Raw genomic sequence first — 15,123 nt, forward strand, 5'->3', positions numbered from 1 at the left:
GATGGTCGCGTTCGTCAGAATGCAAGCGGGATGAAAGGCGGAGCGCAAAGCAATCGCATTGATCTTCGAGAGAATGCCGCGATGCAGAGCCGCACGGTTTCAAGCCGTATCGGACCCATCAGCTCTCATCGCCACCCCAGGCCCCACCGCGACCTGCCCGCCTTCGAGGAACTGAACGCCTCGGGCCTCAAGGGCCTTGCGGATAGCTTCCTCGTTCTCCAGGTCCAGGGCTTTTGTGCGGCCACTCTCGAAGGAGCGCAGCGTGTCATGTGATACGGCAGCAGCATCCGCAAGGTCGGAAGCCTTCCAGTCAATGAGCAACCGACGCTGAGTTCAGCGCTCTGTGCGCACGTCGCCATGCCATGGAAGTGGCCCTAATCGACCTGCCGTCAGCCAACGCGCAAGATGCCCTAGCGAAGGTGGTGGTATATGCCAGCATCGGCGTTGACGACCTGCGCGCAGAAGCCAAGCTTGAAGAAATCTTGGCCGCAGCCCGCGCGCTCGTCGGAGGTGCAGCATGATAGTGAAAGACATCACGATACCGGACGACAGGATCGACCGCTTCATCCTCGACCTGCTGACCGCGCTGGACGAGACGCAGATCAGCATGACGGAGATCCGCGTCTACCTCGTTCTCAGCCAGTCGTCCCTGCCGCTGAGCCTGAGCGAGATAGCAAGGCGGATCAATCGAGACCGGAAGATGGCTCGAACCATCATCGATAAGATGCGCGAATCCGGCTTCGTCGCCAATGAGCGAGATGGGATTTCCCTCACGCAGGAGAGTGAGGATGAGCGGCAGAGGCTCAATGGTCTCGTGGCAGATGCTCTTGGGGCTAGTGTCGGGACCAGAAAGCGCAGTTCTGGGCCGGGGCCCGCAGAATGATCGGTTGAAACAGAAGTGCCCGGCTCCAGTCGAGCGCCTCCATTCTTTCATCCCATCTTCAACCGGCGCGAGGGGGCATCAGCATGGACACGGCCTATTCGATCAACCGGCACTGGTCGGATCGTTTTATCCCCGAGATCCGCCGGATCGTCGGCGCGCATCTGTTGCAGGTCGCGCCGGAATACCTCGATACGCGCCATGCCACCGATCTGCTGATGCTGGACGGCCGCGACATGCGCATTGCTGCCCGCGTGCGGCGCCATGGCTATGCCGGCCGCTATCCCTATGACTTCACCATTCGCTCGCGCCTGCCTTCGGGCAACCCGACCGAACTGGCCAAGATTGTGAACGGCGAAGGCGATTGGCTGTTCTACGGTCATGCCAATGCGGGCGAGACGGGCTTTGACCTCTGGGGGCTCCTGGACCTGCGGGCGTTCCGGGCCGGGCTGATCCGTCACGCCTCGAACGGCTACCGCATCGCCTCGGGCGACCGGGTGAACACGGACGGCACCTGCTTCAAGTGGTTCGATATCCGCTCCTTCCCCAAGGAGCCGCCGCTGGTGCTGGCGACCTCGGGGCCGTCGCCCTGGCGGGCCTGACTGCCACTTTCTCGGCCCAACCCGAAAGTGGGTGAACAAGAGTGCATTGGCAGCCTCCGCATGTTGCGGGGTTTTGCCGTGTCAGGGGCTGCGGATCTGCCATGCCTCGGCCGATCCCTGTTCCATAGGCTGGTCGACCCTCCCATTCTGGCAAGCACAAAGCACAACGGCCGGTGTTATCGCTTGTCCGGGACCTCAGGACTTCCTAGCCTAGGCCCAAGCCTTGAAGGGAAAGTGGATCATGCAGAAGAAAGTCATTCTGATCGTCGGGCCGTTGCTGCTCGCCGCCTGCACCGCATCGGACAATTACAGCGAAATCATCGCGCGCTCCACGCCGCCCAGCGCCGCCTTGAAGTCCGAGATTGTGGCTGGTGCCAAGGAACTCATCTATGACCCCGCCTCGATCCGCGATGCCGAGATTTCCAACGTGGCGACCTTGCCGGATGGGTTGCAAGGCGTCTGCGTCCGTGCCGACAGCAAGGATGTCTCGGGCCGCTATCTGGGGGTGCACAGCATCGGCATCCCGATCCGGGACGGCAAGATTGCCGGCGGCAGCCTGGATCACCCCCTCTGTGACCGCTCGGACATTCAGTGGCAGCCCTTCCCCGAGCTTGAGCGGCTTCCTGGCGCATAGGGGCTCCTGCTTCGTGTTTGCCGCTCCTTCCGCTACACAAGGGATGCAGCGGAGGGAGCGGCTTGCGATTCCAAAGGGCCATGCCTCTCCCGACGCCTGCGACACACACGCCCTTTGTCGCGAATGTCGCGACATCCAATCCTCGCCCCATGGTGTTATCCTTCGACAGGAGCAATCGGAGCGCGCACAGCCATGGCAGAGGAACGGAACGAGCGGGCAGCGGCGGTGAGAGGGCTGATGGGCAGGTGCCCGCATTGCGGCAAGGGTCGGCTGTTCAGGGGATACCTGACCATCGTGCAGGAGTGCGAATCCTGCGGCGAGCCGCTGGGGCTCTATCGGGCGGCCGATGGCCCGGCCTTCTTCACCATGACCATCATGCTCCTGCTGTTGATCCCGATGATCGGCTTTGCCTGGGGGCTTTATCGGCCGGATCCGGTCACGCTGCTGGTCTCGGTAGGGCTGGCGACAACCGTGCTGACCCTGGTCATCCTCCGTCTCGTGAAGGGCGCGTTCGTGGGATACCTGTGGGCCAAGCATGAACAGGACAGGGGCGCCTGACCCTGCGCCGGCCAAGGCCAGCCCCTGCGAACCCGTTTCCGCAGGGGCGGCCGCCGGTCAGCCGAGCAGCCAATAGGCGGCCAGGGCAATCGCGCCAAAGCCGGCAAGCATGATGCACCAGTTCAGCAGCACGGCCTTGCCGGACTGGAGCTGTTCGGGTGTGGGCGGTGTTTCGGCAGGTTCAGGCGCATCGCGGGTCTTTGGTTTTTCGGCAAAAGGTGTCCGGCGCGTGGCCGGTTCATCTTCATGGGAAGTCATCTGTCGTCCTTCGTGAACGCAAGGGTCATGATCTGCCAGCCCGGAACCGGGGGCAGAATGCTGTCAGGCGGTCATGGGAAGGGACGGGGGTGCACGGGCGCAGGGGGCGAGCCTGCCGGCACAGACACCGGTTTGCGGCTGATAGGCATAGGCGAGAGATGCCGCGATGCGCGGCGGAAGAGACGGGGGCTCCGGTGGCGGCAGCGCCGTCGCGGCCAGCGGGCGGATCTGCACCGCATCCTTTCGGGCGATCAGGTCGCGCCCGTGGATCGCCGCCAGGGTCAGGGCCGGCGCGGTCAGTTTCTGGGACTGGCCTGCCGCCGCGGTGACCTGTGGTCCGGGCAACATGACGACCAGCAGGGCCAGCAGCAGGGCCAGCCACAGCCTTGCCACATGCGATGGATTCGCCGTTTCAGGGGCCTGTGGGTCCGTCATGCTCTGACTGATCCATGTATTCCGGCTGGGACGCAAGGCTTCAGGGTTGCCCCCACCCGGCAGAGTAGCAACCGAATAGCCGCAGGTTGCGATTCCTGATCGTCGCGAAAGCCAGCCACGGCAACCCTTCTGACGACCCGATTGCCCAGAATCGCGGAATAGCGACAATCGCAGGTCGAGAAAGATGGAAATGCTCGGGTGCGACAATGCTCGCACAGCGCCGGCAGGCCCGTTCCGCTGGCCGGGGTGTCTGACAGAGCGAATCTCAGCCTGCCTGGGACTATCGCGCCGACCTCCGGGCGCGGGCTGTCGCAGAGGCGCCAGCAGACTGTCCGATCAAGGGCAACATCTCGAACAAGGGCGAGCGGATCTATCACACGCCCTGGTCGCCAGCCCATGCCAAGACCCGGATCGATGAGAGCAGGGGCGAGCGCTGGTTTTGCGACGAGGCCGAGGCTATCGCCGCCGGTTGGCGCGCGGCGCGCTGGCGCTAGATTCGGAGCATCCTGAGCGGCTTCGAATTGTCCCCCATGTGTCCCCCAAGGAGGTGTTAGCGCCCAAACCGCCTCGTAGGCAGTTTCTCGTAACCGCTTGTCATGTAAGGAAGTTCAGTGGTGAGCCCGACAGGATTCGAACCTGTGACCCACTGATTAAAAGTCAGTTGCTCTACCAACTGAGCTACGGGCCCATCGCACGGGGGGCTAACTACGGTCGGCGGCTGACAGGGTCAAGCGGAAAAATCGCGCCTCTGGCAGAATCTTTTCGGCAGGAGTATGTCAGCGCCATGGAACACCAGCAAAACCTCGGTCAGGGTACCCCTCTGCCCTTCATGAAGATGCACGGGCTCGGCAACGACTTCGTCGTTGTCGACAGCCGCCGCTCGGGCGCGCTGCCCGATGCCGCGACCGTGGCCGCCATCGCCGATCGCCATCGCGGCGTCGGATTCGACCAGCTTGCCGTCATCCTGCCCGGCGAGAATGCCGATGCGCGGCTGGTGTTCTTCAACGCCGACGGCTCGGTCTCGGCGGCCTGCGGCAATGCCACGCGCTGCGTCGCGCGCTTCCTGATGGACGAGACCGGCGCCCCCGCGCTGCGGCTGGCCACCGACCACGCCGTGCTTGCGGCCGAGGATGCCGGGAACCGCCTGACCCGCGTCAACATGGGTGCGCCGGTGCTGGACTGGGCCGGGATCCCGCTGGCCGGGGATGTCGATACGCTGCACCTGCCCGTCGAGGGCGATCCGGTGGCGACCGGCATGGGCAACCCGCACATGACCTTCTTCGTGCCCGATGCGGCGGCGGTGGACCTGGACCGCTTCGGCCCGGCGCATGAGCATCATCCGCTTTATCCGCAGCGGACGAATGTCGAGATCGTTCAGGTCGTCTCGGACAGCGAGATCATCCTGCGCATCTGGGAGCGCGGCACCGGCATCACGCTGGCCTCGGGGTCGTGTTCCTGCGCGGCCGTCGTCGCCGCCGCAAGGCGCGGGTTGACCGGGCGGCGGGTCAGGGTCAACGTGCCGGGCGGCGTGCTGGAGATCGACTGGCGCGAGGACGGGGTCTGGATGACCGGCCCGACCGCGCATGTCTTCGACGGGGTCTGGCGCGGATGAAGGACATGAAGCCCCCGGTTTTCGCGACCCTCGGCTGCCGGCTGAACGCCTATGAGACCGAGGCCATGCGCGAGATGGCCGAGGCCGCCGGGCTGCAGGGCGCGGTGATCGTGAACACCTGCGCGGTGACGGCCGAGGCGGTGCGCAAGGCCCGGCAGGAGATCCGCCGGCTGGCGCGGGAAAATCCCGGCGCCCCGGTCATCGTCACCGGCTGCGCGGCGCAGACCGAGCCCGAGACCTTTGCCGCCATGGCCGAGGTCAGCCGCGTCATCGGCAACCATGAAAAGATGCAGCCCGCGACCTGGGCCGCGATGCAGGCCCCCGACCTGATCGGCGAGACCGAGAAGGTGCAGGTCGACGACATCATGTCCGTGCGCGAGACGGCGGGCCACCTGATCGACGGCTTCGGCCGGCACCGCGCCTATGTGCAGGTGCAGAACGGCTGCGACCATCGCTGCACCTTCTGCATCATCCCCTATGGCCGCGGCAATTCGCGTTCCGTGCCGGCCGGGGTGGTGGTGGACCAGATCCGGCGGCTGCGCGACCGCGGCTTCAAGGAGGTGGTGCTGACCGGGGTCGACCTGACCTCCTGGGGGGCGGACCTGCCGGGGCAGCCGCGGCTGGGCGACCTGGTCATGCGCATCCTGCGGCTGGTGCCGGACCTGCCGCGGCTGCGGATCAGCTCGATCGATTCGATCGAGGCGGACGAGAACCTGATGCTGGCCATCGCCACCGAGCCGCGGCTGATGCCGCATCTGCACCTGTCCTTGCAGGCGGGCGACGACATGATCCTGAAGCGGATGAAGCGCCGCCACCTGCGCGACGACGCCATCCGCTTTTGCGAGGAGGCGCGGCGGCTGCGGCCCGGCATCGTCTTTGGCGCCGACATCATCGCCGGCTTCCCGACCGAGACCGAGGCGATGTTCGACAACAGCCTGAAGCTGGTCGAGGATTGCGGGCTGACCTTCCTGCATGTGTTCCCCTATTCGGCGCGCAAGGGCACGCCCGCGGCGCGGATGCCGCGCGTGCCGGGCCCGGCGATCAGGGAGCGGGCGGCGCGGCTGCGGGCGGCGGGCGATGCGGCGCTGGCCCGGCATCTTGAGGCCGAGGTCGGCGCGGCGCGCATGGTGCTGACCGAGGGGCCGCGCCTGGGCCGGACGGAGCATTTCACCGAGGTCGCCTTTGACCGCGACATGCCCGAGGGCACGCTGATGGAGCTGCGCATCGCCGGCCATGACGGGCAGCGGCTGAGGGCCTGAGGGCGGTCCATCGTCGCGGTCGCCGGGGGGCTGTCTGCCCCCCGTCCATCGGCCAGGGGCCGATGGCCTCCCCCCGAGGATATTTGTCCACGGAAGAAGCCGGGGGAGGGGTGCCGCCATTGCGGTCCTGATGGGCATTTGCCCTGCCGGGGGGCGGGATTTTCGGCCAGGTCGGGAACATTTCCTTGCCGGGCGGGGCGGCTGTCCATAATCCTTGGGCCGATGACCTTGCTTTATACGCATCCCTCGGGGCTTTTGCATGTGACGCCGCCCAGCCATCCCGAGCAGGTGGCCCGGCTGGATGCCGTGCTGGCGGCGCTGGAGGGGGCCGACCTGCGGCGGCGCGAGGCGCCCGAGGCGGCGGATCGGGACATCCTGCGCGCCCATCCGGCCGAATACCTGGCGCTGCTGCGGCGGAAGGTGCCGGCCGAGGGCTGGAGCATGCTCGATTCGGACACCTACCTGGCGCCGGGCAGCCTGGAGGCCGCGCGCCATGCCGCGGGCGGGGTTTGCGCCGCCGTGGATGCGGTGCTGGCGGGCGAGGCGCCCAATGCCTTCGTCGCCATGCGCCCGCCCGGCCACCATGCCGAGCGCATGAAGGCGATGGGATTCTGCATCCTGTCCTCGGTCGCGATCGGGGCCAAGCGGGCGCTGGAGCATCATGGGCTGGACCGGGTGGCGGTGCTGGATTTCGACGTGCATCACGGCAACGGCACCCAGGACGTGCTGTGGGACGAGAAGCGGGCGTTGTTCGCCTCGACCCACCAGGTGCCGCTTTATCCCGGCACCGGCGCGCCGGCCGAGCGGGGCGCGCATGGCCAGGTCGTCAATGTCGCGCTGGCGCCGGGCAGCGGCGGGGACGAGGCGCGTGCCGCCTGGGCGGCGATCTGCGACCGGGTCGCGGCATGGCGGCCGCAGCTGGTGCTGGTCTCGGCCGGGTTCGACGCCCATGCCGCGGACCCGCTGGCCTCGCTGATCTGGGACGAGGCCGATTTCACCGCCATCACCCGGATGATCTGCGATACGGCGGCCGCCTGTTCGGCCCCGGTGGTATCGGCGCTGGAAGGCGGATATGATCTTGCCGCTCTGGGCCGCTCGGCGCGCGCCCATGTCGATGTGCTGAGGGAGACTGCGGCGTGACCGAGATCGAGAACATGTCCTTCGAGGATGCGATGAAAGAGCTGGAGGCGACCGTCGGCCGGCTGGAGCATGGCGAGGCCACGCTGGAGGAATCGATCAAGCTTTACGAGCGCGGCGCCTTGCTGCGGGCGCATTGCGACCAGCGCCTGCGCGAGGCCGAGGAGCGGGTGGAAAGGATCACGCTGGCCGCGAACGGCCAGCCCCAGGGCACCGCGCCGGCCGAGGGGCTGTGATGCAGGAGCGCCTGGGCGAGGTGAAGGCGCAGGTCCAGGCCGCGCTGGACGGGGCCATGGCCGGCCTGCCCGCGGGCGAGCTGGCCGATGCCATGCGCTATGCCTGCACCGGCGGCAAGCGCATCCGCGCCTTCCTGGCCATGGAATCGGCGCGGCTGTTCGGCCTGGGCGACGCGGCTGCGCTGCCGGTCGCGGCGGCGGTCGAGGCGCTGCATGCCTATAGCCTGGTCCATGACGACCTGCCCTCGATGGACGACGACGACCTGCGCCGCGGCCTGCCGACCGTGCATGTGCAATGGTCCGAGGCGACCGCGATCCTGGCCGGCGATGCGCTGCAAAGCCTGGCCTTCGGCCTGCTGACCGAGCCGCAGATCGGCCCGCCCGAGGCGCGGCTGGCGCTGGTGCGGGGCCTTTCGGAGGCCGCGGGTGGGCGCGGCATGGTCTGGGGCCAGGCGCTGGACATCGCCGCCGAGACCGCCGCCGCCCCGCTGGACCTTGCCGCCATCACGCGGCTGCAGCAGGCGAAGACCGGGGCGCTGATCCAGTTCGCCGCCACCGCCGGCGCGGTCATGGCCGGCAAGGATCCCGGCCCGCTGGCGGACTATGCCCGCAACCTGGGCCTGGCCTTCCAGATCCAGGACGACATCCTCGACGTGACCGGCAGCGAGGCCGAGACCGGCAAGCGCACCGGCAAGGACGGGGCCGCGAACAAGGCGACCTTCGTCTCGCTCTTGGGGCTGGAGGGCGCGCGGGACAAGGCGCGCGCGCTGGTCCGCGACGCCGAAACCGCCCTGGATGCCTATGGCGAGGGCGCAGGAAACTTGCGGCAGCTCGCGCGTTTCGTTATCGAACGCGACGCCTGACAGCCCGCCCGGAGAGGGGCAAGCCATGACCCATGAGACTTCCGACCGCCCCGCGACGCCGATCCTGGACCGGGTGCATCTGCCGTCCGACCTCAAGGATCTGACCGATCGCGAGCTGCGCCAGCTTGCCGACGAGCTGCGGGCCGAGACGGTCAGCGCCGTTTCCGTGACCGGCGGCCATCTGGGCGCGGGCCTGGGCGTGGTCGAACTGACCGTGGCGCTGCACGCGGTCTTCGACGCGCCGCGCGACAAGATCATCTGGGACGTGGGGCATCAATGCTATCCGCACAAGATCCTGACCGGGCGGCGCGACCGCATCCGCACCCTGCGGATGGAGGGCGGGCTTTCCGGTTTCACCAAGCGGTCGGAAAGCGCCTATGATCCTTTCGGGGCCGGGCACAGCTCGACCTCGATCAGCGCGGCGCTGGGCTTTGCCATGGCGCGCGAGCTGGGTGGCGATCCGGGCGATGCCATCGCGGTGATCGGCGACGGCGCGATGAGCGCGGGCATGGCCTTCGAGGCGCTGAACAACGCCGGCGACCTGGGCAAGCGGCTGTTCGTGGTGCTGAACGACAACGAGATGTCCATCGCGCCCCCGACCGGAGCGCTGTCGCGCTATCTGACCCGGCTTTACGCCGAGGGGCCGTTCCAGGACTTGAAGGCCGTGGCCAAGGGCGCCGTCGGCTTCCTGCCGCCCAGCCTGCAAGAGGGCGCGCGCCGCGCCAAGGAGATGCTCAAGGGCATGGCCGTCGGCGGCACGCTGTTCGAGGAACTGGGCTTTTCCTATATCGGCCCGGTCGACGGCCACGACCTCGACCAGCTTCTGCCGCTTCTGCGCACGGTCAAGGCGCGGGCGACGGGGCCGGTGCTGCTGCATGTCGTGACCCGCAAGGGCAAGGGCTATGCCCCGGCCGAGCGCGCCGCCGACAAGGGCCATGCCACGGCGAAATTCGATGTCGAGACCGGGACGCAGGCCAAGGCCAAGTCGAACGCGCCCAGCTATACCTCGGTCTTCGCCCGCGCGCTGGTCGATCAGGCCAGCCGCGACGCCCGCATCGTCGCCGTCACCGCCGCCATGCCGGACGGCACTGGGCTGAACCTGATGGCCGAGCGTTTCCCGCGCCGCTGCTTCGACGTGGGCATTGCCGAACAGCATGCCGTGACCTTCTCGGCCGGGCTGGCGGCGGGGGGGATGAAGCCCTTCTGCGCGCTTTATTCGACCTTCCTGCAGCGCGGCTACGACCAGGTGGTGCATGACGTGGCGATCCAGCGCCTGCCGGTGCGCTTTGCCATCGACCGCGCCGGTCTGGTCGGGGCCGATGGCGCCACCCATGCCGGCGCCTATGACATCGCCTTCCTGGCGAACCTGCCCGGCATGGTGGTGATGGCCGCCGCGGACGAGGCGGAGCTGGTGCATATGGTCGCCACCGCCGCCGCCCATGACGAAGGCCCCATCGCCTTCCGCTATCCGCGCGGCGAGGGCACCGGCGTCGAGATGCCCGAGCGCGGAGAGGTGCTGGAGATCGGCAAGGGCCGGGTCGTCGCCGAGGGCAAGCGCGTCGCCATCCTGTCCTTTGGCACCCGGCTTGCCGAGGTCATGCGCGCGCGCGAGGCGCTTTCTGCGCGCGGGATCTCGCCCACGGTGGTCGATGCCCGCTTCGCCAAGCCGCTGGACCGCGCGTTGATCCTGCGCCTTGCCCGCACGCATGAGGCGCTGATCACCATCGAGGAGGGCGCGGTCGGCGGCTTCGGCAGCCTGGTCGCGCAGTTGCTTGCGGACGAGGGCGTCTTCGACGGCGGGCTGCGCTTCCGCCAGATGGTGCTGCCCGACACGTTCATCGACCACGCCAGCCCCGAGGCCATGTATCGCGACGCCCGCATGTCCGCCCCCGACATCGAGGCCAAGGTGCTGGAAGTCCTGGGCGTGGCGCTGGCGAAACGGGCCTGAGAGGTGAAAATGCTGCGTATCCTTCTGACCGGCCTTGCCCTTGCCGCGCCCCTGGCGGTGCAGGCGCAGGATCATCTGCCCAACCTGTTCGACGTCACCGTGGTCGAGACCTGGGACACGCTGAACGTGCGCGAGGCGCCGGACGGCAAGGCCAAGGTCATCGGCCGGCTCGCCTCGACCGCCAAGGGCGTGGAACTGCTTTCCCGCGACGCCAGCGGCAAATGGGGCCGGGTGAACGTGGGCGAGACCACGGGCTGGGTCGCGCTGCGCTTTCTCAAGCCGCAGGCGACGGTGTGGAAACCGGCCGAGCTGCCGCTGGCGCTGCATTGCAGCGGGACCGAGCCCTTCTGGTCGGTCAAGACCGTGCAGAAGGGGCTGGTCTTCAGCGAGCCCGACCAGCCCGAGCGCCAGCTTTCGCTGCGCAAGGTCATGGATCGCGGCATCGAGGGCGAGCCCACGCGCGGCATCATCGCCGGCGACGACAAGGGGCGTCTGACCGCCTTCCTGCGGCCCGAGCAATGTTCGGACGGCATGTCGGACCGCAGCTATGCCCTGGCCGTCGCGGTGATCCTGGACGGGCAGGAGCAGCCCTCACGCATGCTGACGGGCTGCTGCTCGATCGCGCCCTAGCAGGCTGCTGAAAAAGTCCTTGCGACAGGACAGCGCGGGCGGGGAACCGGGAAATCCGCCTCAAATTTGCCGAAAACACCTCATTTCCAGGCCGATATTAGCTGGATCCAGAACGATTTCCGCTGCGTCGCCCTCTCAAAATCCTTTTTCAGCAGCCTGCTAGGCCTCGATCCCCTCGGCGCGGGCCAGCGCGGCCAGCCCGGCGCGATAGTCGGGATAGCGCAGGGTCACGCCCAGCTCGCGCTTGATGCGGTCGTTGGCGACGCGCTTGTTCTCGGCATAGAAGCTGCGCGCCATGGGGGTCATCTCGGCGCTCGCGTAATCCTCGGCGGGGGGCAGGGGCAGGCCCAGCAGCTCCGCGGCATGGCCGATCACCGCCTCGGGCGGGGCCGGGTCGTCGTCGCAGACATTGTAGATCGCGCCCGGCCGCGGCGCGTGGATCGAGGCCAGCAGCACCTGGGCGATGTCCTCGGCATGGATACGCGAGAAGACCTGGCCGGGCTTGACGATGCGCCGCGCCGTGCCCGCCCTGACCTTGGCAAAGGGGCCGCGCCCCGGCCCATAGATCCCGGCCAGGCGAAAGATGTGCAGCGGCAGGCCGTGTTCGGCGGCGAGCCGCTGCCAGCCCTGCTCGGCCGCGACCCGCTCGCGCCCGCGCCGGGTCGAGGGGGTGCAGGGCGTGTCCTCGTCCACCCAGCCGCCCTCCCGGTCGCCATAGACGCCGGTGGTGGAAAGATAGCCCAGCCAGCGCGGCCGCGCCGCCGCGATCTCGGCCCCGAAGGCGGCCAGGACCGGGTCCGCGCCCCGTTCCGGCCCGACCGAGACCAGGATCGCGTCGGCCTGGGCGATGGCGCGGCGCACGTCATCCTCTTGCCCCGGCCAGCGCAGCGGCTGGGCGCCAGCCTGCGCCACGCGATCGGTGGCGGCGCGGGTGGTGCCGGTGACATGCCAGCCCTCGGCCAGCAGCAGGGGCGTCAGGAAGCCGGCGGAATAGCCGTGGCCGAAAACCAGCATCCTCGTCATGCGCGCGCCCGCAGGATCTCGGCCGCCATGGCGAAGGAGCGGTGCCGCGCGGCCTGGTCGTAGATATTGCCGACCAGGATCAGCTCGTCGGGCTGGTGGCGGGCGATCAGCCGGTCCAGTTCGGCGGCGACGGTGTCGGGACTGCCGACGGCGCTGACCGCCAGCGCGGCGTTGACCGTGGGCAGGATGCGCACCGGGATCGCCTCGAGCACGTCGTCGACCGGGGGCGGCAGCAGGCCCGGCATGCCCAGCCGCAGCCGGGCGAAGCTGATCTGCTGGCTGCTGCGCAGCCGCTGCGCCTCGGCGTCGCTGTCGGCGACGATGACGTTCACCGCCAGCATGAAGCGCGGCGCCTGGCCGAACTCGGTGGGCTGGAACCGCTCGCGGTAAAGCCGCAGCGCGTCCTCGAGGTCGCCGGGGGCGAAATGGCTGGCGAAGGCATAGGGCAGGCCAAGCGCCGAGGCGAGGCTCGCGCCGTAAAGCGACGAGCCGAGGATCCAGACCGGGACATTCGTGCCCTGGCCCGGATGGGCGGCGACCGGGACGCCGGGGCGGGGCGGGCCGAGATAGTGCATGAGCTCGACCACGTCGTTCGGGAAATCCTGGTTGCCCTGCAGGGACCGGCGCAGCGCATGCATCACCGCCCCGTCGCCGCCCGGCGCGCGGCCCAGGCCCAGGTCGATGCGCGGCCCGTGGATCGTCGCCAGCGTGCCGAACTGTTCGGCGATGGCCAGGGGCGCGTGGTTGGGCAGCATGACGCCGCCGGCGCCGACGCGGATCGTCCGGGTATGGTCCGCCACATGGCCGATCAGCACCGAGGTGGCGGCACTGGCGATGCCCGGCATGTTGTGATGTTCCGCCAGCCAGAAGCGGCTGTAGCCCCAGCCCTCGGCGGCTTGCGCCAATGCCACGGAATTGGCGATGGCCTGGCGCGCGTCCGAGCCCTCGGCCACCACCGCCAGATCGAGAATGGAAAATTCCATGCGCATCACTCCTTTGCCTTCCCCAGATAAGGCGTCCGGTGCCGGCTTGCCAGCCCGCCGCCGCGCTGGCACTCTCCGCCGAAACTGGAGAGCGCGCATGTTGACCGACAGCCGGAGACTTCCCATCGAGACGCCCGAGCCCGCCGAGCGCGTCTATTTCGACGACCCGGCCGCTGCCGTCGCCCGGCTGGTCGAGCTTTACGAGCGCGCCTCGCATTTCCTGCTGGACCATTTCCTTGCCACGCTGAAGGGCGGCCGGCCGGCGGCGCGCTATCGCGCCTTCTACCCGGAACTGCGCATGACGGTGCCGATCCATTCCAAGACGGATTCGCGGCTGTCCTTCGGCCATGTCGCGCTGCCCGGCACCTATTCGACCTCGATCACCCGGCCGGACCTGTTCCGCGGCTACCTGACCGAGCAGATCGGGCTTTTGATGCGCAACCACGGCGTGCCGGTGGCGATCGGCGAAAGCGGCACGCCGATGCCGGTGCATTTCGCCGTGGCCACGCAAAGCGACCTGAACGTGCCGCAGGAAGGCGTGCTGGACTATTCGCTGCGCGACGTCTTCGACGTGCCGGACCTGAACACGATGAACGACGACATCGTCAACGGCACCGCCGGGCCGAACCCGGACGGCAGCCATCCGCTGTCGCCCTTTACCGCGCAGCGCGTCGACTACTCGCTGGCGCGGCTGGCGCATTACACCGCGACCCTGCCCGAGCATTTCCAGAATTTCGTGATGTTCACGAACTACCAGTTCTACGTGGACGAGTTCGAGCTTTTCGCCCGCCGGGCGCTGGCCGATCCGCATTCGGGCTATACCGAGTTCGTCGCGCCGGGCAACCAGGTCCTGGAACGCCCCGAGGACATCATCGCCACCGGCGCCAAGATGCCGCAGATGCCGGCCTATCACCTCAAGCGCGCGGACGGCGACGGCATCACCCTGGTCAATATCGGCGTCGGCCCCTCGAACGCCAAGACCGCGACCGACCATATCGCCGTGCTGCGCCCGCATGCCTGGCTGATGGTCGGCCATTGCGCCGGGCTGCGCAACAGCCAGAGCCTGGGCGATTTCGTCCTGGCCCATGCCTATCTGCGCGAGGATCACGTGCTGGACGACGACCTGCCGGTCTGGGTGCCGATCCCGGCCCTGGCCGAGGTGCAGGTCGCCCTGCAAGAGGCGGTGGCCGAGGTCACGCAGCTGGAGGGCTATGAGCTCAAGCGCATCATGCGCACCGGCACGGTGGCCACCATCGACAACCGCAACTGGGAATTGCGCGACCAGTCCGGCCCGGTGCAGCGGCTGTCGCAATCGCGCGCCATCGCGCTGGACATGGAAAGCGCCACCATCGCCGCGAACGGGTTCCGCTTTCGCGTGCCCTATGGCACGCTGCTCTGCGTCAGCGACAAGCCGCTGCACGGCGAGTTGAAGCTGCCCGGCATGGCCACGGATTTCTATCGCACCCAGGTCGCGAACCACCTGCTGATCGGCATCCGGGCCATGGAAAAGCTGCGCGAGACGCCGTTGGAGCGCATCCACTCGCGCAAGTTGCGCTCGTTCAACGAGACCGCCTTTCTCTAGAATAGGGCCCTTGGCGACGAATTTCGCAGCGTTTGCTGGGGAAAGACGCCGAAAAAGCTTGATCTGCGCTTAAAAAGCTTGTGTAGCGGCAAGCGTGCCGCCAAGGTGGCGTCCGAAAATTTCCCGAACGGGGAACAACGAGGAGACAGAATATGGCCCAGGCCGCTTCGAAACCGATGACCAAGACCCAGCTCGTCGCCACGCTGGCCGATGAAATGGGCAGCGACAAGAAGACCGCCGCGGCGGCTCTGGACGCGCTTTCGGCCGTCGTGTCGCGCACGGTCGCCGAAGGTGGTGCCGTCACCCTGCCGGGCATCGGCAAGGTTGCCTGCCGCACCCGCCCCGAGCGTCAGGTCCGCAATCCGCAAACCCAGGAGATGATGACGAAGCCCGCCGACAAGGTGGTCAAGGTCACCATTGCCAAGGCGCTGAAGGACAGCGTGAACGCCTGATCCCGGCTTTCGCCGCAGAAGGGGCCGCGCA

The 15,123-nt window shown here is 68.1% G+C and carries 19 protein-coding genes and 1 tRNA gene; 15 read left to right on the forward strand and 5 right to left on the reverse strand.

All coding sequences use genetic code 11. The features are described from left to right. Nucleotides 1-362: 362 nt before the first annotated feature. From IT40_RS28250 to IT40_RS02230, 5 genes are all read left to right on the forward strand, one after another. Entirely contained in the window at nucleotides 363-521 is a 159-nt protein-coding gene (locus tag IT40_RS28250; RefSeq protein ID WP_157034045.1) for a hypothetical protein, read from the forward strand. Further along, entirely contained in the window at nucleotides 518-883 is a 366-nt protein-coding gene (locus tag IT40_RS02215) for a helix-turn-helix domain-containing protein (RefSeq protein WP_036749963.1), read from the forward strand. The genes IT40_RS28250 and IT40_RS02215 overlap by 4 nt, the downstream gene beginning before the upstream one ends. Before the next feature lie 83 nt (nucleotides 884-966). Further along, nucleotides 967-1,482, forward strand: a complete 516-nt coding sequence (locus IT40_RS02220) for a hypothetical protein (RefSeq protein ID WP_036749966.1) — start codon at nucleotides 967-969, stop codon at nucleotides 1,480-1,482. A gap of 241 nt (nucleotides 1,483-1,723) precedes the next feature. Continuing rightward, nucleotides 1,724-2,116 carry a hypothetical protein gene (locus tag IT40_RS02225; protein ID WP_036749968.1) on the forward strand — a complete coding sequence of 131 codons (393 nt, stop codon included), beginning with the start codon at nucleotides 1,724-1,726 and terminating at the stop codon, nucleotides 2,114-2,116. Between the two features lie 192 nt (nucleotides 2,117-2,308). Next, nucleotides 2,309-2,674 carry a DUF983 domain-containing protein gene (locus IT40_RS02230; protein WP_036749970.1) on the forward strand — a complete coding sequence of 122 codons (366 nt, stop codon included), beginning with the start codon at nucleotides 2,309-2,311 and terminating at the stop codon, nucleotides 2,672-2,674. A gap of 57 nt (nucleotides 2,675-2,731) precedes the next feature. Here IT40_RS02230 and IT40_RS02235 read toward each other — a convergent pair whose 3' ends face one another. Then, nucleotides 2,732-2,932, reverse strand: a complete 201-nt coding sequence (locus IT40_RS02235; RefSeq protein ID WP_036749972.1) for a hypothetical protein — start codon at nucleotides 2,930-2,932, stop codon at nucleotides 2,732-2,734. A gap of 63 nt (nucleotides 2,933-2,995) precedes the next feature. Further along, complete coding sequence (locus tag IT40_RS02240) at nucleotides 2,996-3,367, reverse strand: hypothetical protein (RefSeq protein ID WP_036749973.1); 372 nt, start codon at nucleotides 3,365-3,367, stop codon at nucleotides 2,996-2,998. 347 nt (nucleotides 3,368-3,714) lie between these two features. Between IT40_RS02240 and IT40_RS31005 the strand changes: the two genes are divergently transcribed. After that, the gene (locus IT40_RS31005; RefSeq protein WP_445081443.1) at nucleotides 3,715-3,861 is read left to right on the forward strand and encodes a sunset domain-containing protein; all 147 of its coding nucleotides are present in this window, start codon (nucleotides 3,715-3,717) and stop codon (nucleotides 3,859-3,861) included. Nucleotides 3,862-3,979: 118 nt separating this feature from the next. Here the strand turns inward: IT40_RS31005 and IT40_RS02245 are convergent. Then, nucleotides 3,980-4,055 (reverse strand) — tRNA-Lys (locus IT40_RS02245). Nucleotides 4,056-4,151: 96 nt separating this feature from the next. Between IT40_RS02245 and dapF the strand changes: the two genes are divergently transcribed. The 7 genes from dapF (at nucleotide 4,152) to IT40_RS02280 (ending at nucleotide 11,052) form a co-directional block, all read left to right on the forward strand. After that, complete coding sequence (gene dapF, locus IT40_RS02250; RefSeq protein ID WP_036749975.1) at nucleotides 4,152-4,979, forward strand: diaminopimelate epimerase; 828 nt, start codon at nucleotides 4,152-4,154, stop codon at nucleotides 4,977-4,979. A 5-nt stretch (nucleotides 4,980-4,984) separates the two neighbouring features. Beyond that, nucleotides 4,985-6,238 carry a tRNA (N(6)-L-threonylcarbamoyladenosine(37)-C(2))-methylthiotransferase MtaB gene (gene mtaB / locus IT40_RS02255; protein WP_036750084.1) on the forward strand — a complete coding sequence of 418 codons (1,254 nt, stop codon included), beginning with the start codon at nucleotides 4,985-4,987 and terminating at the stop codon, nucleotides 6,236-6,238. Nucleotides 6,239-6,460: 222 nt separating this feature from the next. Beyond that, the gene (locus IT40_RS02260; protein WP_036749978.1) at nucleotides 6,461-7,378 is read left to right on the forward strand and encodes a histone deacetylase family protein; all 918 of its coding nucleotides are present in this window, start codon (nucleotides 6,461-6,463) and stop codon (nucleotides 7,376-7,378) included. After that, complete coding sequence (locus tag IT40_RS02265; RefSeq protein WP_036749981.1) at nucleotides 7,375-7,611, forward strand: exodeoxyribonuclease VII small subunit; 237 nt, start codon at nucleotides 7,375-7,377, stop codon at nucleotides 7,609-7,611. Before IT40_RS02260 ends, IT40_RS02265 begins: the two co-directional genes overlap by 4 nt. Further along, on the forward strand, nucleotides 7,611-8,474 hold the full coding sequence (locus IT40_RS02270; RefSeq protein ID WP_036749984.1) for a polyprenyl synthetase family protein: 864 nt from the start codon (nucleotides 7,611-7,613) through the stop codon (nucleotides 8,472-8,474). Before IT40_RS02265 ends, IT40_RS02270 begins: the two co-directional genes overlap by 1 nt. A gap of 25 nt (nucleotides 8,475-8,499) precedes the next feature. Beyond that, complete coding sequence (gene dxs / locus IT40_RS02275; protein WP_036749987.1) at nucleotides 8,500-10,422, forward strand: 1-deoxy-D-xylulose-5-phosphate synthase; 1,923 nt, start codon at nucleotides 8,500-8,502, stop codon at nucleotides 10,420-10,422. Nucleotides 10,423-10,431: 9 nt separating this feature from the next. Further along, nucleotides 10,432-11,052 carry a COG3650 family protein gene (locus tag IT40_RS02280; protein WP_036749990.1) on the forward strand — a complete coding sequence of 207 codons (621 nt, stop codon included), beginning with the start codon at nucleotides 10,432-10,434 and terminating at the stop codon, nucleotides 11,050-11,052. A gap of 159 nt (nucleotides 11,053-11,211) precedes the next feature. Here the strand turns inward: IT40_RS02280 and IT40_RS02285 are convergent, their stop codons facing one another. Both IT40_RS02285 and IT40_RS02290 read right to left on the reverse strand, forming a co-directional pair. Next, nucleotides 11,212-12,075 carry an SDR family oxidoreductase gene (locus IT40_RS02285; RefSeq protein ID WP_036749991.1) on the reverse strand — a complete coding sequence of 288 codons (864 nt, stop codon included), beginning with the start codon at nucleotides 12,073-12,075 and terminating at the stop codon, nucleotides 11,212-11,214. Beyond that, a complete protein-coding gene (locus tag IT40_RS02290; protein WP_036750087.1) occupies nucleotides 12,072-13,058 on the reverse strand; it encodes an LLM class flavin-dependent oxidoreductase in 987 nt (328 codons plus the stop codon). The genes IT40_RS02285 and IT40_RS02290 overlap by 4 nt, the downstream gene beginning before the upstream one ends. Before the next feature lie 97 nt (nucleotides 13,059-13,155). On the opposite strand from IT40_RS02290, the gene IT40_RS02295 reads away from it, so the two are divergent. Then, on the forward strand, nucleotides 13,156-14,640 hold the full coding sequence (locus IT40_RS02295; protein WP_036749994.1) for an AMP nucleosidase: 1,485 nt from the start codon (nucleotides 13,156-13,158) through the stop codon (nucleotides 14,638-14,640). 152 nt (nucleotides 14,641-14,792) lie between these two features. Beyond that, entirely contained in the window at nucleotides 14,793-15,092 is a 300-nt protein-coding gene (locus tag IT40_RS02300) for an HU family DNA-binding protein (RefSeq protein ID WP_024845371.1), read from the forward strand. Nucleotides 15,093-15,123 lie beyond the last annotated feature (31 nt).

Source organism: Paracoccus versutus, assembly GCF_000763885.1.
GTDB lineage: Bacteria > Pseudomonadota > Alphaproteobacteria > Rhodobacterales > Rhodobacteraceae > Paracoccus > Paracoccus versutus.